This window comes from Paramaledivibacter caminithermalis DSM 15212, assembly GCF_900142245.1.
Lineage (GTDB): Bacteria > Bacillota > Clostridia > Peptostreptococcales > Caminicellaceae > Paramaledivibacter > Paramaledivibacter caminithermalis.
Genome location: NZ_FRAG01000005.1, coordinates 1 through 21,842, shown reverse-complemented (window position 1 = coordinate 21,842; position 21,842 = coordinate 1). Strand labels below are relative to the sequence as shown.

21 protein-coding genes are annotated in these 21,842 nt (G+C 32.7%); 1 reads left to right on the top strand and 20 read right to left on the bottom strand.

Features of this window, described 5'->3' with window-relative positions; genetic code table 11:
• Positions 1 to 54 precede the first annotated feature (54 nt).
• The 6 genes from prmC to glpX form a co-directional block, all read right to left on the bottom strand.
• Positions 55 to 918, bottom strand: a complete 864-nt coding sequence (gene prmC / locus BUB36_RS02960) for a peptide chain release factor N(5)-glutamine methyltransferase (protein WP_084111626.1) — start codon at positions 916 to 918, stop codon at positions 55 to 57.
• Complete coding sequence (locus BUB36_RS02955; RefSeq protein ID WP_073146906.1) at positions 915 to 1,871, bottom strand: DUF1385 domain-containing protein; 957 nt, start codon at positions 1,869 to 1,871, stop codon at positions 915 to 917. The genes prmC and BUB36_RS02955 overlap by 4 nt, the downstream gene beginning before the upstream one ends.
• A 158-nt stretch (positions 1,872 to 2,029) precedes the next feature.
• Positions 2,030 to 2,608: a thymidine kinase gene (locus tag BUB36_RS02950; protein WP_073146905.1), complete on the bottom strand. Its 579-nt coding sequence runs from the start codon at positions 2,606 to 2,608 to the stop codon at positions 2,030 to 2,032.
• Between the two features lie 117 nt (positions 2,609 to 2,725).
• Positions 2,726 to 2,926: a 50S ribosomal protein L31 gene (rpmE, locus tag BUB36_RS02945; protein WP_073146904.1), complete on the bottom strand. Its 201-nt coding sequence runs from the start codon at positions 2,924 to 2,926 to the stop codon at positions 2,726 to 2,728.
• A 159-nt stretch (positions 2,927 to 3,085) separates the two neighbouring features.
• Positions 3,086 to 4,435 (bottom strand): transcription termination factor Rho, encoded by a 1,350-nt coding sequence (gene rho / locus BUB36_RS02940; RefSeq protein ID WP_073146903.1) that lies wholly within the window; start codon positions 4,433 to 4,435, stop codon positions 3,086 to 3,088.
• Between the two features lie 80 nt (positions 4,436 to 4,515).
• Complete coding sequence (glpX, locus tag BUB36_RS02935; RefSeq protein ID WP_073146902.1) at positions 4,516 to 5,484, bottom strand: class II fructose-bisphosphatase; 969 nt, start codon at positions 5,482 to 5,484, stop codon at positions 4,516 to 4,518.
• Positions 5,485 to 6,289: 805 nt separating this feature from the next.
• On the opposite strand from glpX, the gene BUB36_RS02930 reads away from it, so the two are divergent.
• Positions 6,290 to 8,053: a stalk domain-containing protein gene (locus tag BUB36_RS02930; RefSeq protein ID WP_073146901.1), complete on the top strand. Its 1,764-nt coding sequence runs from the start codon at positions 6,290 to 6,292 to the stop codon at positions 8,051 to 8,053.
• Between the two features lie 66 nt (positions 8,054 to 8,119).
• Here the strand turns inward: BUB36_RS02930 and fsa are convergent, their stop codons facing one another.
• The 14 genes from fsa to BUB36_RS02860 all read right to left on the bottom strand — a co-directional run.
• On the bottom strand, positions 8,120 to 8,764 hold the full coding sequence (fsa, locus tag BUB36_RS02925) for a fructose-6-phosphate aldolase (protein WP_073146900.1): 645 nt from the start codon (positions 8,762 to 8,764) through the stop codon (positions 8,120 to 8,122).
• Between the two features lie 27 nt (positions 8,765 to 8,791).
• Positions 8,792 to 9,610 (bottom strand): 3-keto-5-aminohexanoate cleavage enzyme, encoded by an 819-nt coding sequence (gene kce, locus BUB36_RS02920; RefSeq protein WP_073146899.1) that lies wholly within the window; start codon positions 9,608 to 9,610, stop codon positions 8,792 to 8,794.
• Positions 9,611 to 9,693: 83 nt separating this feature from the next.
• A complete protein-coding gene (gene kal, locus BUB36_RS02915) occupies positions 9,694 to 10,077 on the bottom strand; it encodes a 3-aminobutyryl-CoA ammonia lyase (protein WP_073146898.1) in 384 nt (127 codons plus the stop codon).
• A gap of 103 nt (positions 10,078 to 10,180) precedes the next feature.
• Positions 10,181 to 12,052: an S-layer homology domain-containing protein gene (locus BUB36_RS02910; RefSeq protein WP_073146897.1), complete on the bottom strand. Its 1,872-nt coding sequence runs from the start codon at positions 12,050 to 12,052 to the stop codon at positions 10,181 to 10,183.
• A 155-nt stretch (positions 12,053 to 12,207) separates the two neighbouring features.
• Positions 12,208 to 12,816, bottom strand: coding sequence for a V-type ATP synthase subunit D (locus BUB36_RS02905; RefSeq protein WP_073146896.1), 609 nt, complete (start codon positions 12,814 to 12,816; stop codon positions 12,208 to 12,210).
• Between the two features lie 15 nt (positions 12,817 to 12,831).
• Complete coding sequence (locus BUB36_RS02900) at positions 12,832 to 14,202, bottom strand: V-type ATP synthase subunit B (RefSeq protein WP_073147047.1); 1,371 nt, start codon at positions 14,200 to 14,202, stop codon at positions 12,832 to 12,834.
• A 75-nt stretch (positions 14,203 to 14,277) separates the two neighbouring features.
• A complete protein-coding gene (locus BUB36_RS02895; protein WP_073146895.1) occupies positions 14,278 to 16,047 on the bottom strand; it encodes a V-type ATP synthase subunit A in 1,770 nt (589 codons plus the stop codon).
• 76 nt (positions 16,048 to 16,123) lie between these two features.
• Complete coding sequence (locus BUB36_RS02890; RefSeq protein WP_073146894.1) at positions 16,124 to 16,747, bottom strand: V-type ATP synthase subunit E; 624 nt, start codon at positions 16,745 to 16,747, stop codon at positions 16,124 to 16,126.
• Between the two features lie 10 nt (positions 16,748 to 16,757).
• Positions 16,758 to 17,063, bottom strand: a complete 306-nt coding sequence (locus BUB36_RS02885; protein ID WP_073146893.1) for a V-type ATP synthase subunit F — start codon at positions 17,061 to 17,063, stop codon at positions 16,758 to 16,760.
• 9 nt (positions 17,064 to 17,072) lie between these two features.
• A complete protein-coding gene (locus BUB36_RS02880) occupies positions 17,073 to 17,495 on the bottom strand; it encodes an ATP synthase subunit C (protein ID WP_073146892.1) in 423 nt (140 codons plus the stop codon).
• Positions 17,496 to 17,642: 147 nt separating this feature from the next.
• On the bottom strand, positions 17,643 to 19,613 hold the full coding sequence (locus tag BUB36_RS02875) for a V-type ATP synthase subunit I (protein WP_073146891.1): 1,971 nt from the start codon (positions 19,611 to 19,613) through the stop codon (positions 17,643 to 17,645).
• Between the two features lie 14 nt (positions 19,614 to 19,627).
• Entirely contained in the window at positions 19,628 to 20,674 is a 1,047-nt protein-coding gene (locus BUB36_RS02870) for a V-type ATPase subunit (protein WP_073146890.1), read from the bottom strand.
• 216 nt (positions 20,675 to 20,890) lie between these two features.
• Positions 20,891 to 21,205 carry a hypothetical protein gene (locus BUB36_RS02865; RefSeq protein ID WP_073146889.1) on the bottom strand — a complete coding sequence of 105 codons (315 nt, stop codon included), beginning with the start codon at positions 21,203 to 21,205 and terminating at the stop codon, positions 20,891 to 20,893.
• A gap of 234 nt (positions 21,206 to 21,439) precedes the next feature.
• Positions 21,440 to 21,842 (bottom strand): ABC transporter permease (locus BUB36_RS02860; protein WP_131821203.1); only part of this gene is annotated, 403 nt, incomplete at its 5' end.

Below are 21,842 nucleotides of genomic sequence, written 5' to 3'. Positions count from 1 at the left end.
AAGTTTCTGGTCAACCTTTTGGGTCTTTAAGATAAATTAAAACAACCCTAAAGCTTAGAACTTTATTCCTGCGCTTACTACTCTTTCAATTCCTGATAAATCCTTAGTTATCTCAATATCTACATATCCCTTTTTCTCCTTCATTAACTCAATAACCCTCCTTGCTTGGTCATGACCTACTTCTAAAGCTATTAATCCACCACTCCTTACATACTTTGGAGCTGTATTTATTATTTCTCTATAAAAGTCTAATCCATCTTCTCCACCGTCTAATGCAAGCTTTGGTTCAAACTTAGATACTTCTATTTGAAGATTTTCTATGTCAGCGGTAGGTATATATGGAGGATTAGATACTAAAATATCTATTTGCCCTTCTACACCTATATCATTCAAAGGCTTAAATAAACTTCCATTTAAAAAAGTTATTCTAGATAACACCCCATGGCTTTCAGCATTTTTCGCAGCTATATCCAATGCTTTTTTTGATATATCTATCGAGTAAACATGGGAGCCTTCCATATACTTTGCTAAACTAATGGTTATGGCACCGCTTCCAGTACCTATATCTACAATATTATATTTATCATCCTTATCTATACTGTTTAATACCTTTTCTACTAAAATTTCAGTATCTGGTCTTGGAATTAGCACACCTTCCTCTACATGAAAATCAAGTCCCATAAACTCTTGCTTACCTATTATATATTGTACTGGCACTCCACAGAGCCTTTTTTTAATCATTTCATTATATTCATAGACCTCTTCCTTAGTCAATATTCTTTCTTTGTGCATTATAAGGTATAACTTATCCACCTTTAACACATGACAAAGTATAACTTGTGCATCCAATAATGGTGTAGCAGTTTTATTTTCTAATTTATCCCTTGCTTCTTGTAAAGCTTTATGAATAGTTATCATATGTCTAAATCACAGTCCTCTTCTACAATTACGTTTTTTAAAGCTACAATAGCTACCTCCAATTGCTTATCATCAGGCTCTTTAGTGGTAAGTTTTTGGAGCATTAGCCCTGGGTAACTTAGCATACATACTAGCCTTGATTTGCTCTTTCCCGCTATCTTTATAATCTCATAAGAAATCCCTGCAACCAGAGGAAGCAATACTAGCTTAGTAAGAACTCTTTGTACTGGACTTTCCCATCCTATAAAAGAAAACAATACTATACTAATAACCATTACAAAAACCAAAAAACTAGTCCCACACCTTGGATGGAGGGTTGTAAACTCTCTAGCATTCTCTACAGTCAATGGTTTTCCACTCTCATAGCAAAAGATCACTTTATGCTCTGCACCATGATATTCAAAAACTCTTCTTATTTCCTTTAATCTTGATATAATTATAATATATCCAATGAACATAAAAATTTTCAAAATCCCTTCAAACCCACTAAGTACTACCTGATTTTCAAATTTAGTTTTCAAAAAATTAATTAAAAAGGTAGGTATAAACATAAAGATTACCAATGCCATTGCTATAGCCAATGCAACAGAAAAATAAGTGATTATATCATCTGCTTTATCCCCAAATTTTTCTTCAAGCCATTTTTCAAATTTACCTTTTTCCTCTTCTGTATCTATTTCTTCAAAAACTTCTGCCGAATAGGTTATGGCCCTTACTCCTACTATCATTGAATTAAAGAAAGCTATTACTCCCCTGATAATAGGTATTTTATAAAGTGGAGATTTTTCTATTTTGCTTACTGGCTCCTTCTTGACTATTATCTCACCATCGGATTTTCTAACAGCCATGGCAATCTCATCGTACCCCTTCATCATCACACCTTCAATCAAAGCCTGACCGCCCACAGATTGAGGCTGGGATTTTTTGTCGGTTTCTTTATGATTTATCTTCATATTATCTCCTTCTTCAATACATATTAATCCATCATTTCATTATACAATAATTTTGATATCTAAGCAATGATTTACAGAATATTATAAATGCCATGTTATTAGATCAACCTGTTATGCTAATTTCTACCCAAGGAGATTTTAAAAATAATAAATTATTTTTAATCCCTAGGCACCTCATGATGTAGCCTACATCTTGCCTCATAACTTTCGGTGGCACCAATTAGGACTATGGGATCAGAGTATTTGGCTGGTTTTCCATTTATTAACCTTTGGGTTCTATGGGCTGGATTCCCACAGGTCATGCATACAGCACTTAGCTTGTCCACAAATTCTGCAATGGCCATTAGCTTAGGTGTTGGTCCAAAGGGTTCTCCACGAAAATCCATATCAAGCCCTGCTGCTATTATCCTCATTCCTTTATCGGCTAAATCTCGTATTATACCAACGATTTCTTCTTCAAAAAATTGAACTTCATCTACACCGATAACCTGAGTGTCTTCATTTATGTATTTATATATATCCTGTGGTTTGCATATATCTATAGCCTTTATTTTTGACCCGTTATGGGATACAACATTTTTTTTGCAATATCTGTCATCTATGGAAGGCTTAAACACTACTACATTTTGTTTTGCTATCTCGGCCCTTTTAAGTCTTCTTATGAGTTCTTCACTCTTTCCACTATACATTGGTCCTACTACAACTTCTATCCATCCATGGTGATTAGGTCCATACATATCTTACTGCCCCCTTCTTTAAATGACGGGTAAAAAATTACATATTGCCCGCTTTTAACAATATAAAATAAGGTTAGAGAAATTCATCTCTAACCTTAAAATTCTTTTAAAATTTTATTATTTAATACCATATTTTTTCTTGAACTTCTCTGCTCTTCCACCACGCTCTACAGTTTTTTGGTTTCCTGTATAAAATGGATGGCATTCAGAACAAATTTCTAATCTAATTTCGTCCTTAACTGACTTAGTTTCAAATGTATTACCGCAAGCACATCTTACTGTACATTTGTCGTATTTTGGATGGATTCCTTCCTTCATGGGTTTCACCTCTTTCGTTAGTTTTCTCTATATATTAATAATATTCTATGCAAATGTCAATAACAATGACCTTTGATGATATTTATGCCTTATTCAACCACTATATTTTATCATATCTTAATTAAATATTCAAGGCACACTTTAAACTTATTTAAAAAATTATAATATCTTCTTTCTCACCATCTCAATGAATTCTTCATTATTCCTTGTAGCTATCAGTTGATTAATTATTGCTTCTGTAACCTCATATGATGGGTTGTTGCTCATTGCCCTTCTTATATTCCATATTGTCTCAAGTTCTTTTTGGCTAAGAAGTAGCTCTTCTCTTCTAGTTCCAGATTTTTTGATATCTACTGCTGGAAAAATTCTCTTTTCTGATAGCTTTCTATCTAGATGAAGTTCCATATTACCTGTTCCCTTAAATTCTTCAAAAATCACATCATCCATCCTACTGCCAGTGTCTATCAATGCAGTGGCTAGAATAGTTAAACTTCCACCTTCCTCTATGTTTCTAGCAGCTCCAAAAAACCTTTTGGGCTTATGTAAAGCAGCTGGATCAAGCCCTCCAGATAATGTTCTACCAGTGGCAGGTATTGTAAGGTTATATGCCCTTGCAAGTCTTGTTATACTATCAAGAAGAATTACCACATCTTTTTTCTGCTCAACAAGCCTCTGAGCTCTATCTAATACCATTTCAGCAACCTTTATATGATGATTTGGAAGTTCATCAAAGGTAGAGTATATTACCTCAGCATCTATAGAGCGTTTCATATCTGTAACTTCTTCTGGTCTTTCATCAATTAAAAGAACTATAACTTCTGACTTGGGATAATTTAAAGATATGCTTTTGGCAATTTTTTGAAGTAAAATAGTTTTTCCTGCCTTAGGAGGAGCAACTATTAGCCCTCTTTGTCCTTTACCAATAGGAGCAATAAAATCAATGAGTCTCATTGAAAGGTCCGATGAATTAGCTTCTAAAGTTATTCTTTCATTGGGATAAATTGGGGTGAGATTTTCAAAATTAGGTCTTTTAGCAGCAATTTCAGGAGGATCACCATTTACTTTCTGAACATATAAAAGAGCCCTGAACTTTTCACTGCTTTTAGCAGGTCTAGTAATACCAGAAATCTTATCTCCTGTTTTTAAATTAAACTTTCTTATCTGAGAAGGAGAAACATAGACATCTAATTCACTGGACAGAAAATTATGAAACCTTAAAAATCCAAATCCCCCATCTGGCATTATTTCTAAAACACCTTCCACCACATCTGCTTCATTATTTCTCTTAATCTCATCGTTAATCTTTTCTGGCAGCTTTTCCCTAGAAATACTTTTATCTATCTTCAATTGGTTATTACTTTGAGTATCTTCGTTTTCTTTATTTGAATTTTCTAAAATAATATTTATAAGTTCATTTTTTTTCAATTTCGAAAAACCCTTTATATTTAAGGTTTTAGCAATTTCTCTCAGTTCTGAGAGCCTTTTATTTTCCAATTGTACTGAATCCAAGTCTGCACCTCCGTGTTATTTAAATTGAGATTAAGATTGAGCTTAATACTCAATCTTAATATTAATCTTTATCTTAAAACCTATTTTGCATATTTAGGTTTCTTTTCCATATTATGAATGGCTTCAATAAATCTAATTGTTCCCGTTTCAGATCTCATTACCACAGAATGAGTTAAACATTTATTATGAGAAAGATACTTTACTCCCTTTAACAAATCTCCATCTGAAACACCTGTTGCTGCAAAATATACTTCATCGCCTTTAACCAAATCATCTAATAAAAATACCTTATCCGTCTGAACTCCCATTTTTTTACATCTTTCTATCTCTTCATCACTCATCGGTGATAACTTACCCTGCATTTCTCCACCTAAGCATTTTAAAGCTGCAGCAGCTATAACTCCCTCAGGTGCTCCACCTTTACCAATAAGAACATCTACACCTGTATGCTCAAAGCAGGTAGCAATTGCAGCAGCAACGTCACCGTCTCTAAACAATTGTATTCTACAGCCCAGTTCCCTACATTCCTTAATTATATCATTATGTCTATCTCTATCTAACATTGTCACTGTAAGCTCTGTAATGTCTTTATCAAGAGCTTTTGCTATATTAAACATATTTTCCTTTACTGATGCATTTAGATCTATAACTCCCTTTGCCTTTGGTCCTACAGCTAACTTATACATATAGGTATCTGGAGCCTTCAAAAGACATCCTCTAGGTGCCATAGCGATTACAGATATCGCATTTGCCAATCCCTTTGCAACAGAATTTGTACCATCTAGTGGATCAACGGCTATATCAACCTTTAACGAATCATTTTGACACATACCAATTCTCTCACCAATATAAAGCATAGGAGCTTCATCTAATTCACCTTCACCAATTACAACAATTCCATCGATGTCCATAGTGTCAAACATTTTTCTCATACTATCTACTGCACCTTGATCTGCTAAATTCTTATCACCACGTCCCATATATTTTGCACATCCTAATGCAGCAGCCTCTGTAACTCTAACTAAATTAATAGCCAAATTCCTATCCATAAACTAATTTTCCCCCTCAATGTGATTTAATGCTAACAAAACAAAGCTTGGAATTCATGCTTTTATTTCTTAATCCAGTCAATAAATGGTATTTTAATTGATACTTTTAAAATACTAATTAAAGCGAATTGTATAATTATCTTTTGTCTGTAAAAACTATCTGTTATATATGATTTTAAGTTCCCTAAAGCTATACCATATATTTTATGCAATTTTGCCACGTTTAAATTACTCCATTCCCTTATGTTTTTAGTTACAATATTTATAATATCAAATTTTTATAAAATATCTAGGGAAATATAGATTTTTTATAATTTCAGACAATTAAACTTTAGTTTTTATTACCTTTAAGAAGGGTATAATCTATATTTGGAGCAGGTACTAAGATTTATTCGTAATAATTATAACATACTTTAATTATAAATGCGACAAAACTAAAAACAATAATAGGAAATCTATTCTATATAGGAATTTAAGTAAAGACTTTATATCAGAAAATTTTCTTTATATATTTAATTATTACAGTTTCATTACACATATTATACATTTATTTTAAATATTTTTATAAAAAGGTATCCAGTCAAGCAGTTGTGATATATTTATATTTAGAAAGAAAAAATGAGGCTAATTGTCCTTTTCACTTACATATGCAGAGTTTCAATCAAATCTTAATTTGTCCATATCAAAGTATCAGTAGCTTTTGAAGATTTTTGATGTGGATAAGCTAAAATTTTGACTGGAATCTCTATATAGGAATTTAAGTAAAAACTTTAGAATTGAAATGATGAACTATGGAGGTGCTTTCATGACAAAAAAACTGTTTATATTAATGTCTGTCTTCGTATTTTTAAGCTTTATCAATATAAATGTATATGCTACTAATCCTACTGAAAAAACAAAGGAAATAACGGTTAAATTAAATGAAAAAATTTTGGAATTTGACACTGAGCCTATAATTGTAAATGATAGAACCATGGTTCCTATGAGAGCCATATTCGAAAATCTAGGTGCTCAAGTTGAATGGTATGATAAGCAAAAAACAGTTACTGGATATAGAAGATATAAAAACAATGTATCTGATATGTTCATTAAGCTTAAAATCGGAGATACCACAGCATATAGAAATGGTAACAGCTTTCATTTGGATTCTCCTCCGATTATAAGAAATGATAGAACCTTAGTTCCTGTTAGATTTATTGCAGAAAGCTTTGGTATTGATGTTAAGTGGGATGCTGAAACTAGGACTGTATTATTAATTTCTGATGATGATGTAAAAAAACCTGAATTGATAGATGATATCTCATATATACCTAAATATTTTGATTCTGGTATTAATCTTATGATACCTGAATTTTGGAACACTTCTGATAGTTCCAATAAATTCGGATATAAGGACGAAGAAGATAATATCCAAATGATTGTCGATATTAAAGAATTTAAAGAACCAATGACTTTAGATGAATTTACCGAAAAAAGTAAAGCTGCTATTTTAGAAACCTATAAAGATAGGGTTGTATTTACTGGAAGTGACAAATTAAGCATTAACAATATTGATATAAATGTAATATATTTAAAAAATTCTTCAATAACTCCTGAAATTAATCAGGTTTTATACTATTTTACTTCTTCAAAATATAGTTATAGTATAACATTTTCATATTATTCCCAGTCTAATGATAGTCAGCTTTTAAATATAATATCAAATATAATTCACACAATTGAAATTGATGGTGTTATCAATACCGAAAACGAACATTATATAGAATACAAAGACTTTTTTAATTATGGAATAAATTTAAACACAAAAATTTCCTCAAGCATGGAAGTCCAAAGCCAGTTTGACTTTAAAGGTACTTTAAGTGAAGAAACGGATTTAGAATATTTTATTGTTGAAGTTTCTAAAGGAGATGAAAAATGCAAGTTTAAAATACCTATTTCAAATAATAAATTTGATTCAAAAATCTATACTCCCTTTGGTCTAGGTAACCATAATGTAACTATAATAGCTCCTAAACCTCAAGAAAATTCTAAAATAATGCAGTTTAACATAATAAATTCTAATAGTCAGGATATAAGATATCTTATACCTAGTCTTTTAGTTGAAAAGAACGACAATGAAATAATTAATTTAGCTAAGGAAATCACTAAAGATATCAATAAATACCTTCCTAAATATGATGAATCAAAAGCAATATTTAAATGGATCTATGAAAACATAGAATATGATGAATTACTAAATTCTCATCCTAGAAGTGCAAAGAAAGTTTTGACCGATAAAAAAGGAACAAATGAAGAAATATCATATTTATATGCTGCTTTACTTAGAGCCTCTAATATACCTTCTAAGATAGTCAAGGGTAAGATTGATAACGATAACTTCCATGTATGGAATGAAATAAAGATTAATGGTAGATGGATTATTGCTGATGCTACTTGGGGAAGTGGATATACTAATGATAATAATAATGATATAACTGGTATAACTAAAAAACTTGATATGAATTATTTCAATCCCAACAGAAAGGATTATGAAAATAAATTTATAGAAATAACTACACTTAAGTATTAAAATAAGGATAGAGTCTAGCACTTTGAGCTTGTAACTAAAATGCGCCCTGAGGGCGCATTTGTCATATTATTTATTTAATTTTTCCCAATCCTTGTTAAATTTTTCTATTCCTATATCTGTTAATGGATGCTTTAGCATCTGTTTGAATACTTTGTATGGAATTGTTGATATATGTGCTCCCTGTAGTGCTGCTTCTGTTACATGCATTGGATGTCTTATGCTTGCTGCAATTATTTCTGTATCTATTCCATGTATCTCAAAGACTTGAGCTACTTCACTAATAAGTGTCATTCCTGCATTTCCTATATCGTCCATCCTTCCAACAAATGGACTTACAAAGGTTGCTCCAGCCCTAGCTGCAAGTAAAGCTTGATTTGCTGAAAATATTAATGTGCAATTTGTTTTGATACCCTTCTTGCTTAAAATCTTTATCGCCTTTAATCCCTCTTCTGTCATAGGAATCTTTATAACAATATTTTCATGCATACCAGCTAAAACTTCTCCATCCTTTACCATATCCTCTGCCTTCTCTGCAACTACCTCTGCACTTATAGGTCCATCTACTATACTAACTATTTCATTTATTACTTCCTTTAAGTCTCGTCCTTCCTTTGCTATGAGTGATGGATTTGTAGTAGCTCCTGCCAATACTCCCCAATCACTTATTTCCCTTATTTCATCAATATTTGCAGTATCAATAAAAAGCTTCATTTACAACCTCCTCTACAATATTCTTATCTATTTTTTACTTATTCCTAATATTTTTCTTGCCTCATCGGGAGTTGCTACTTCTCTTCCCATTTCTTTAGCTATTCTTACTATTCTTGCTACCAGCTGAGCATTTGAATCAGCTAATACTCCCTTTGAGTAATAAATATTATCTTCAAATCCTACCCTTACATTACCACCGAGAATCACAGCCATAACTGCAAGGGGAAGTTCATCTTTACCTATTCCTGCAACTGTCCAAGTTGACCCAGGAGGTATACTTCTTATCATATGCATCAAATCCTCTGGTGTTCCAGGACAAGCTCCTGGCACACCTAAAACGAAGTCAAAATGAAGTGGAGGAGCAATAAGACCTTTTTTTACTAATCTTAAGGCATTATTTATCATCCCTCTTTCAAACACTTCTATTTCAGGCTTTACCCCAAGCTCCTTCATTCTCTTGGCAAACTTTTCAATATATTCCTGAGAGTTCATAAAAACATCGGACCCAAAATTACAAGTTCCACAACTTAAGGTAGCCATTTCTGGAGCAAGTTCAACAGGTTGCAGTCTTTCGTCTGCTGAGTGCCATACAGCACCTCCAGTTGAAGGCTGAACTATTATATCGCATCTTTCTTCGATTTTTTCCTTGATTTCCTTATAAACCTCATAGGCTTGAGTAGGCTTTCCTTCATCATCTCTGGCATGCACATGTACTATGGAAGCCCCTGCTTTATAGCACTCATAAGCAGCCTCGGCTATTTCATCGGGTGTCACAGGAAGATTAGGCTGTAGTTCCTTAGTAACCTCGGCACCAGTCAATGCAGCAGTAATTATCAGTTTTTCCATAATAACATCCTTTCCCCTTCATTCTAAATTTATCAGTATGATTGTGAGTTTTAATTTTTTTAAATCCACTCTAAAACTTAGAACTACTTCCTCTGTTTATCCTTAGGAACTACGCAAGTTCCTACTGCACGACATACAACTATAGGTTCTTCTAATACATCACATGCTGATTCATTGATATCTGGTCTTGGAACTATTACCTTTCTAGCTTCAAACTTCATTTTTCTTGAAGAATTTCCGATTTTGGTTATTTCTCCCACCGCTTCAATATAGTCTCCTGCATAAACAGGTGCAGTGAATTCCACACTTTCATAACCAGCAAACAATCCTTCATCACCATCATTTCTGATTAATAATTCAGTAGCAACATCACCGAATAATTGAAGCATCTTTGCCCCATCAACTAAATTTCCTCCATAATGGGCATCATGCATGCTCATCCTCATTCTAATCATTACTTTTTCCATTAATTCATACCCCCAAAAACTTATATTTGAATAAATTGCATAATCATTTTCCTAAAAAATTAATTGGTGCATATGGCTTTAAATTATGCAATTTTTTCCCTAGTTAATTTTCTTTTACTATAATTATTTTATCAGCCTTAAAGTCAAAAACCTTATCTTCTCCTTCACAGTAAACAAATATTTCATCACCTTTATCAAGATGCCTAAACTTTCTAGTTTTACCGCTTACAGTAATTATTTCTACGTCATCTGCTAAAATTGAATAATACTTTGTCTCATTGTTTTCTTTAACCTTAATTTTTATCGCTTCATAGTCATCATATATCTCTATTATTGTACCATTTAGAGTATCGCTGGTTTCAACCTCTTCTGCGTCGATTTCCTTTACAACATCACTTTCTATTTCCAACTCAACCTTATAATCTATCTTCAAATCATAGATTTCAGCATCTTCATCATCGATCTCTATATCTACATCGGGTGCAAGAGTATATGTTTTCTCATTTCCATCATCATCTAAAATTGTAATCTTATTTACGTTACCTAGAATTATTTCAGTTATTACACCCTCAGCATCACCATCAATACTAGTAGATTCTATCTTAACCACCTTACCATATTCGGTAGTTATCGCAACTACATCACCCTTTACTAGACTTGTTAAGGATTTTTTTCTATTATTTTTTCTAACTTCTGCATCCTCATCTACTTCAAACTCGTATATCTTCTGAGAAGAAGTTTTTATTTTTATCTTAAGGGATTCTTCGAAATAAACACCGCTTTCAAGTATCCCTTCATAAACCCTAGTCTTAGATTTAGCTTCTATTTCCTTTACAATCTCCCCATCAACCACAAGGGATATAATATCTCCCCTTTCAAGGTCTGAAGGCTTAGCTTCTACATCATTAAGCTTCATTTTTACATCGTCATAAACCTTATATATTCTCCTTCTACTGCTATCCTCTTTATCCTTAACAGTTAATAAATAATAACCTCCCATATCAACTATATTATGCACTTCTCCTTGGGAATCTGACGATAATCCCATATCAACCTCAGCCTTCACTACAACTTCATCTTTATCAAGATATAACTTTATATTATCTTTTTCGTCAAGATCATTGAAATATGATTTTTTGCCATCGATTAATATCTGTGTATCATTATTGAATTTATAGATATTTTTATTACCATTACTATTTTCCACTACTATGGAGTTATTATCATCTACTATGAGTATAATTTTCCCCTCTTCAGTTTTCAATTCCTTCTCACTTTCTGGCTTTACCTCTATGTCGCATAATATATCATAGGCTATTGAAAACATTTTAGCAGCTGTAGCCCTCATAATAGGCTTGTTTGGATTAAAGTTGCGATTTTCGTCACCCTTTATGATATCCTTTCTTACTAGTAGGTCTATATATGGAGCATCCGTTGTAGAAATAAACTCTCTATCATTAAAATCAAGATATATGATATTTTTGCTAAGTTCTTCCTTTAAATAGTAATTTAATGCTTTACCCAAATATACAGATGCTTCTGATCTTTTGATATTTTCTAAAGTTCCATCAGCCTTGAAAAAACCCCTAAGCTCATATGTATTAACTATTTTCTTTTCAAGTGCAAAAGCCACTGCTTCTTTTGCCCAATTTGGTATATTGTATTGTGATAGAGCCATATTATGTTTAGCTACTAAACTGCTTAAATTTACACCCTCTAATTTGCCCGCAGCCTTTACTGTTCTAAAAATCATAACGATTGTTGACAGCTTGCTAACATTTTCTGAAGGTCTAAAGGTTGCATCATGATATCCAGTTACTATGCCTTTTTTTTCCATCTTTTCTATATAATCCTTTGCCCAATGTCCATCTCCCACATCAGTAAAACTTTGAAGTGCCAATACTCCTATAGTATTTGATAGAAGCAGTACAGATAAGGTTACTAGTACAACTAATATTTTGTTTGTTTTTTTCATTTGCTTTACCCCCTATATAGTTTGTGTAGTAAGAATTTTTTATTTAGGATTAGAAAAATTTAAACTTCTTAAATATAATAGTATTCTATATAAAAAAAAGAAATCCTTTATTTATAAGGAAATTATACAATTTATAAGGTTTTTATGCAATTTTATTATATCCTTTTTTTGACCTTTTTTAATCTAAAAAAATCTTCCCTTTCCTTCTCCTCTAAAGCTTCCGAAATCGATTTAACCCGACTCCTATATTTAGGTATTTGTATCTTTTCTAGGGCATTTGCCCTTTTCTGGGTTTTTTTTATCTCCATAGCTAGCTTATATACCGAATTCTCTATTTCAGATAATTCATAAATAAGATATTTTACCTCCCTAAATTTTGTTACAGCTATATCCATTGCTGGATTTGTCCTGAAAAATCCATAATAGGGCTGTAGGACTTTTTTCTCAAATTTTACTGTAGGAATCTCAACTCCCATAATACTCTTTAAAAGTATTTCGTATTCCTCCACCTTTGGAATAGACATAGAAACCTCTTCAACATTATTAACTCCCATGGTTATATTAACTACCTGAAGAGCCCTATAAGCATCCTCAAAGGTATCGGCTATTCTATTTTGTACATCCTTTACCTTATCAATAAGCCCAATCATTTCCCTCACAAGGACACTTCTCTTCTTATCTAGCAGATTATATCCCTTCTCAGAAAAATCCAGAAGACTTTTTGCCTTTATTAAATTTGCTTTAGTGGGAGTAATATTTTCCATATAAGGTCATTCCTTTCATGAATTATAATATTCTTCAATCATCTCTGGACTTAATCTGTCTAATTCTTCCTTGGGTAAAATGCCCAATATCTCCCAAGCTAGATTTAAGCTTTCTTCTATATTTCTATTTTCATCGAAATTTTGGGTTATAAATCTGCCTTCGAAGGCCTTTCCGAATTCCATATATTTTTTATCTATCTCAGATAAATCATCTTCTCCGATTATTTGAGCTAAAGCTCTAACCTCTTGAACCCTTGAGTAGGATGCAAAAAGCTGGTTAGATACCTCGGGATGGTCCTTCCTTGTAAAGCCTTCTCCTATTCCATCCTTCATAAGCCTTGAAAGGGACGGCAATATATTTACTGGAGGATAAATATTATTTTGATAAAGCTCCCTACCTAAAACTATTTGCCCCTCAGTAATGTAACCTGTCAAATCTGGTACAGGATGAGTTATATCATCATTTGGCATTGTAAGAATAGGTAGTAGTGTTATAGATCCTTTATTACCCTTCATCATTCCTGCTCTCTCGTATAGAGAGGCTAAATCAGAATAAAGATAGCCTGGATAGCCCTTTCTACTGGGAACCTCTTCTCTGGCAGAAGAAATCTCCCTTAGTGCTTCACAATAGCTAGTTATATCCGTCATTATTACAAGTATGTGCATTCCTTCTTCAAAGGCAAGATACTCAGCTGCAGTCAAGGCACATCTTGGAGTAATCGTTCTTTCTACTATAGGATCATCGGCAAGGTTTATGTACATAGCTACCCTTTCTATTGCTCCCGATTCTTCAAAATTCCTTTTGAAATAATTTGCATCATCATGTTTTACCCCTATTGCAGCAAATACTATACCAAACTCTTCATTGCTGCTTGAACTGATTCTTGCTTGCTTTACTATTTGTGCCGCCAATTCGTTATGGGGCATACCACTTCCAGAAAATATAGGAAGCTTTTGCCCTCTAATTAAAGTAGCAAGACAGTCTATTGATGAAATTCCAGTTTGTATATAATTTCGTGGATATTCTCTAGCTACTGGATTGATAGGTCTTCCATTGACATTATATTTTTTATTACTATAAATTTCTCCACCATTATCAATTGGGATACCTATACCATTAAATGTTCTGCCAAGTATCTCCTTCGAAAGGGATATTTCAAAGGGCTTCCCTGTAAACCTTATAGATGCATTTCTTGTTGATAATTCAGATGTCCCCTCAAAGACCTGGGCAACAACCTTATCCTTTTCTATTTTTATTACCTTTCCCTTTCTTTTTTCTCCTGCCATATCTATATCTATAATCTCTCCATAGGATGCGTCCTCAACCTCTGAGAGCATTATCAATGGTCCCTCTATCTTATCCAATTTTAAATATTCCTTCTTCATAAAATCACGTCCCAATATCCAATAATATACACTATTCAACCTACAACCTTCAACATTTGAACATTCAACGTTTCTTTATTGTTCATACTTCTCCAGCAAATCATCATAATACTGATCAATTTCCTCTTTCAGCCTTTGTATTCCACTTAAATTATCGTTTGGAATGGTGTATTTTAGCTTAGTTACATCATTGAAAATTTTTCTATCCTTTATTTGAGAGATAGGTATTCCCTTCTTTATTCCTTCAAATGCCCTCTTATACAAATGATCAATAAGCTTTAGCATCTTATACTGCTTTACAATAGGCACATAGGTATCTATCTTATGAAAGGCATTTTGCTGTAGAAAGCCTATTTTTATGACCTTTGATATTTCCAGTATAAGCCTTTGGTCATCGGGAAGCACATCTTCACCAACAAGCTGTACAATCTCCTGAAGCTTATTCTCCTTGTGAAGTATCTCCATGAATTTATTTCTAATATCTATGACATCCTCACTGATATTTTCCCTATACCAATGCTGCAGTATTTTTATATATCCACTATAGCTTGAAAGCCAATTAATGGCAGGATAATGTCTTGCATAAGCTAGTTTTCTGTCTAATCCTAAAAAAGCATTTACATATCTTTTAGTATTTTCAGTAACAGGCTCAGAAAAATCTCCTCCTGCAGGTGATACAGCTCCTATGATAGTTACCGATGCCTCTTCATCATTTAAGGTTTTTACATAGCCCGCCCTCTCGTAAAACTCTGCAAGCCTTGAAGGTAAATAAGCAGGATATCCTTCCTCCGCTGGCATTTCTTCCAATCTACCAGATATCTCCCTTAGTGCCTCAGCCCATCTAGAGGTTGAATCCGCCATAACCGCAACATGATATCCCATATCTCTAAAATACTCTGCCATTGTTATTCCTGTATATATACTGGCTTCTCTGGCAGCCACAGGCATATTAGAGGTATTTGCTATTAGAATAGTTCTTTCCATTATGGGCTTGTTTGTCTTAGGATCGATAAGCTTTGGAAAATCCTCTAAAACTTCGGTCATTTCATTCCCACGTTCACCGCAGCCTATATAAACAATAATATCTGCATCGGACCATTTTGCCAGCTGATGCTGAGTCATGGTCTTACCCGTTCCAAAGCCCCCAGGTATAGCTGCAGTTCCTCCCTTGGCAATCGGAAAAAATATATCTAAAATCCTTTGTCCAGTTATAAGAGGAATGTCTATAGGCAGTCTTTCATTAACTGGTCTTGGGGTTCTTACTGCCCATTCTTGATACATTTTCAAATTATGCTCATTACCACTTTCATCTTCTAAAATTACTAGAATCTCTTCAATATTGTATTTACCTTGATCTATAATCCATTTTACCCTTCCCCTTACTCCTGGAGGCACAAGCAGTCTATGAATTATAAGGGAGGTCTCTTGAACCTCTCCAAAAACATCACCCTCATTTAATACCTCACCTTCCCTGACAAGGATTTTAGCTTCCCATTTTTTCTCTTCATCTATTGAAATAAGCCCTATTCCTTCGTCTATAAAACTTCCAGAAATATCATTTATCTTCTTTAGAGGTCTTTCTATGCCATCGAATATATTTCCTATCATTCCTGGCCCTAGTTTTAAGGATAAAGGCTTACCCGTTGATATTACCCTTTCTCCAGTCTTCAAGCCTTCAGTTTCCTCATAAACCTGTATTGTGCCTTCATCCCCCTCTATGGAAATAACTTCCCCTATGAGTTTTTTATTTCCTACCATTACCATCTCTCTCATCTTGAAATCCGCCATATTTCCAGCTCTAACAACAGGTCCATTTATAAAAACTATTGTTCCGTGTCTAACCAATTAAATCACCTCGTGACACTAGCTTTCTTGTCATTTTTTAAGGTCAAGATTGATATTAAGCCTTTCAACCTACAACCTATTTCCCCAATTCATCATACAACATTTGTCCTATTAACTCCTTATTATCATATATCTGGGTTTTAATGCAGCAGTCTATTTTTATAGTCTTTTCTTGATCCATGCCTATAACCCCGCCTATTAAGCTTGAATCAAGTTCTTCAAGCTTTACTTTTTCAATATCAAAGCCCTTCTCCTTTAATATATCTGTTATATTTCTATCATACCTCCTTCTATCCCTCTCTGTAAAAAATAGTATTATAGAATTTTTATTCTCTAGGTTCTTAAGTATTGCGTAAAGATTATTTTTTAAATAATCTTTATAATCATCTTCATATGTAAACTGAAGAGCCTTTGCTTCTATATTTTTTATAAGCTTCTCTAATAACTCTTCTTTTTTACCTAAAACAATCCTCTTGCCTTCAACCTTAGCCTTTGATATCAACCGATTTTTCTCTATTTTACCTCTATTTACTATATTTTCAATAGTTTTATGGCATTTCTTATCTATTTCTAACCTATATTCTTTAATTATTTTATTGTTTTTTTCTTCTATTTCCCTCTTTTTTTCTTCGTACTCCCTTTGCACCTTTTCCAATACTAATTTTGTAAAAACATCGAGTTTCTCCTCCACTGTTATCATAATTAACACCTCATATTTTAATTCCAATCGATTCTTTTATATATTTCGATATATAGTCCTCTCTTTTTTGAGGATCTCTATTAGGGATCACAGTAATTAATGGATAGTCCCTTTCTAATTTCACCTTCATAATTTCCTCTTCTGCCATGGATAATATTTTTTCTGTGATAATTACTATTCCTATATCCCTATGCTCCAATAGCTTTTTGAATTCTTCTAAAATTTCTTCCTTCGTATGGGCAATTACTCCTTCAATCCCTGCTAGTCTCATGCCTATAAGTGTTTCTTGATTATCACTTATCAAATACGATTTCATAATATCACCCTATAGCCTACCCAGTATCAATATAGAAATAATTAGTCCATATATAGCTATACCTTCAGCAAGTCCAACAAATATCAATGTTTTACCAAGTATTTTAGGGTCCTCTGATACTGCTCCCAATGCAGAAGATCCAACGGCTCCAACTGCATATCCCGCACCGATGGTTGCAAGGCCAGTACAAAGGGCTGCAGCTATAAATCCAAGACCCGATGGACTTCCTACACTATTTGGTGAAGCCAAAGCTATATTGGGTATCAAGATTATAAGGGCTATAAGCATTAATGGAATAAAGGTAAACAAATTATATCTTAAAGCCTTTTTAAGCTTAGCCCTTGACGCATCATAATTCATATACATCATCATCATTCCTGAAGCTATTGTTAACACAACAATAATTATTGAAGAAATTAGTATATATCTCATAATAAAACCTCCTAAGTATCTTTTTAGCAGACCCATTAGGCCAAGGTTGAGATTAAGAAGGCTAGGGTCAAATCTTTATGGTCTTGGACAATAGCTGATACTAAAATCCCCATAGAATGACCCAAGTTCTCAATCTTAGTCTTAATCTTAATCTAAACTATCAACCAGCTTTATGGGCTTAAACTCTATTCCTTCTCCTCTATAATACTTACTAAAAAGCTCATAGTATTGAAGTCTAAGACCTTGTATAAATACTATTAAGCCTTCTAGGCATATTATAATGATATTACCTATGAGAAAAATAATTATACTCCCCGTAAAATTATTCATTATCTTCGCCATGGTTTGAAAGGCTATGAATAATCCAACGTGATTAAGGGCAAAGGCTCCTACCCTTATGAATGAAATAGTATTGCTCATCATGCTAAGGAGAGTCTCAAATATATCAAATCCACTTTCTATATAATAGCTTGATACATCTTCATGGTATAAGGGTCTTTTCTTGAGTATTAGATTAGCTAAAGGCTCCCTTACCACAATAAATATTAGGGAAATCAATAATATTACATACAACAGACTCAAAGGAACTATTTCCCTTTCCATAACAGCATTACCTACAATTCCTAAAAGGCATAAATAGAATATCAAGCCATTTAAACCATTTCTGCCAAATAAACCTTCCTTCATATCTCTTTGCTTTATTCTATTGACGATACTGTATCCAAAGCTTGTTATGAGCATTATAATCCCTATAGCTACAGAGCCCATCAGCATAAAATTTATATGCTCTATAGGGTGTACCATTAAGGCTGGAATAACATGCTCAAACCCAAATATGCTCCCATATAAAAATCCAAATATAGTTGAACTAAGTCCTAGCCTTGTAAGTATTCCTCCATAAAAGCTTTTTCTATTTTTCTTACTTAAATACAAGCCAGCTAAAAACAATATCATGCCTTGCCCAACATCTCCAAACATAGCTCCAAATAAAAGCATATAGGTTAAGCTCAAAAACATCGTAGGGTCTAATTCGTCATAGGACGGTATCCCATACATCTTGACTAAGGCTTCAAATGGACGAGTTAATTTATTGTTTTTTAGTTTAGTAGGTGGAATTATATACTTATGAACCTCCGAGACGTCCTTAAACATAATCAATACTTTATGCCCATATTTCTTAAACCTATTTTCAATCCTTTTTTTCTCCCTAGAAGGTACCCATCCTGAAAGATAAAAATAATTGTTGGTGCATGCTGTTTCTTTTTTTATATCTGCTACTTCTTCCTCCAATCTCAATCGACTATACTGTCTTTCTATGATAACTCCATATTTTTCCTTAAATTGTTTTAGCTTATTATCTATGCTTTCTAGTTTTGATCTATTTTCCTTTACTTTATCTTCGATATTTATAACTATCTCCTCAGGAGTTCCTAAAAATTCTTTAGGAATATCCAGTTCATGAAAATTTACTGAATGTAATATTCTATTTGTCTCAGTTTCCAGATCCCTTGGGCTAATAACTAAATATACCTCACCTAGGGTATTACTGCCTATATGTAAAACAATAGCCGATATATTCTCATAATTTTTCTTAAGTCTATTTATGTTCTCCTTTGACAATATTCCTATTTTAAAGCTGAAAAAATTAAGATTATTTAAAATACTTAGGTCTACCTTTGTTCTTTTCAAATGGTGTATATGACTGTCAAATTCCTGTATTTTATTTAATTCCTCAGTATATAAAGATTTTTCTTCATAGACTCTTTTAATTTCCCAATAGATATCCTCTATTTCCTTTATTGAAGCCTTAAAGTCATAGCTACCTTCAATATATTCCTCTTTAATAGTCTTTTCTAACTCTAAGCAATCCATTAAATCATTAATCTTCTTAGATATATCCCTGTAATCTTTATCCTCCATATAGGGCCTTATGACGCACATATCCACAAGTTCTTCCAAATTTTCCTCCAATACATTCAGTGTGAAATTACTTTCATTTATTTCATTTAAAGCATTTACAATGTGGACATTTTCAAGCAAAATTATATCCCTCGAAATATTATTTATTTCTTCTATAGGAGCCACTAGATTAAGCATTTCCATTTTCTCTACCGCCATCACTACACCTCCCTTCAAAGCTTCCTAACCAAGTATTTTTTAGCTGCTTCTTTTTCTATGCCATAACGTACTGCTTCAACTATAGAAATTATATCCCTCATTTCAAACTCCAAAAGATGTATATATACAACAGACTCTATTATATTCATTTTTTCTTTTCTTTTATAATCAAGGAATAAAAAGTATAAATACCTCTCTATACGTCTTTCCATAAAAATTTCAAGGGTCTTTTTATTATCAAATAAAAAGCCATATTTCCAGTCTATCATCATATTTATAAGTTCTTTCTCGTTTTTTGTATAACAAAGCTCCTTTATTCTTCTATAATTTAGGTAATAACCTTTGTGCAGAGTATAGTTGATAAGCTCCTCAGGAGAAAGTCTATAGAACTTAAGTCCTCTATATATCCACTGTAGATTCATAAGATCTATATTTTTTCCAAGAAGCTCTCTTAAAATATCCCTATCCCTTTTATCTAATTTTTCTACCACATCTGTAAGAAGCTTAAAATATAACCTGTCCAATGACATTTCCATATAAAACAGTCTTTTCTCTGGTACTTCCCTTGTATATGATTTCAATACATTATGATAAATTGTATTTTTAAGATTATTTATCAATTCCTCTAAGTTTTTTGATGAGCTTAGGGCTTCATAATCTATAGTACTATAAATCCCTGAATAAACTATTAAATCCTTAACATGCCTAAGGCTTTCCTCCCTATCAACAGCCCTTAAAAATATTTTTAAATCCTCTATTTCATACCTTAAAAAAAGTGTTTTAAAAAGCCTTCTATACTCATCTGTAAAGAAATGTATAAGCTTTTCATATTGCTTGACTATATACTTTTTAAGTAGCAGCTCCAGCTGGTCCCTTTTTATAGACGCTGTATTAACGTTTTCCAAAACTTTATTATATGCTGTTTTATCCTTTAGGTAATTTGCTATATCACCTACATTTTTCATAAATATCAATTTATTATAGTCCTCTTGGGTCAATAACCTTCCTTCTAAAGACCTTATCTTTGTATTTATAGCAGCAAATCTTCTTACACTTCCCATGGCTTCACATCCTTTGTGGATACTTGATGGTCGAGGCTGAGGTTGAGACTAAGATTAAGACTGAGATTGAGATTTAGGGTTTGGGATTTGGGTCATTCGTTTTGGTCGGTTTATGATGATTGAAGTCATCTCTATAAAGTCAAAAGTAGATTGATGTGCTGTGATTGATTGAATAGGCGTTATTGCAATGATTGGTTTGATGTCATGCTTTATGTATTAGTTATTTTCAAAAATTTTTGTGAAGATTTCCTTTTCTAATTTTTTATGTATTCTTGTATAGCTTTTTTCAAGCTTCTCACATTCCTTCTCAGCTATTAATTTAATTTCATTGCTCTTATGCTGTCCCTGCTTTATAAGCTTTTCATACTCTTTTTGTCCTAATGCTTTTGCCTTTTCTAATTCTTTCTTTTCTATTTCAGACAGCTTTTTATTTAATCTTTTTCCGTTTTCGTCTATCATTTTTTCTGTTTTATGCTTTATATCTAGTGCTTTTTTATCAATATCTACTATTTTATTGATTATATTTTCCATAAACATTCACCTCTTTTATAGTTGCAAATTACACGTTCCAAGTTTTAGAATCATTCTTAATGACTACCTTAACACCTGTCTCCTCCCATCAAACATTTTTAGAATTTTTTGAATATATTTATATTATATATTAATATTTAAAATCCTGTTAAATTTTTTCAAATTTTTTTATATTTTTTAGCTTATTCCATATATGATATAAGCTGCTAACCATAAGGTAGCAGCTAAACTTTCCTAGTTTGCACATTCCTCTTGTTTATATCTCTTTTTTAATATAAATATGGCTATAGGCATCCATATCAATGTATATATCAGCATTTCCATAATATTTCCTTTTACAACCTCAAAGCTGAGTCCTTTTACTATAACCTCATCAAAGGGTCTTACAAAATATATTAGGGGCCACAGCATCTTTATTCCAGTAATCAGGGGAGCTGGAAGCTGATCCATTGTCCACAGATAACCGCTAGTGGCAAAGGTAGGCAGAGACAGCATAAAGGATATCTGAGCAAACTTCAATCTATCCTTTACCAGAGCTGCCAATATAATTGCTGGACAACTAATGGCAAGTATAAATATCAATGCCATTAAAAATGCCACCTGCATGTTTCCCTTAATGGGGATATTGAAAAAACTA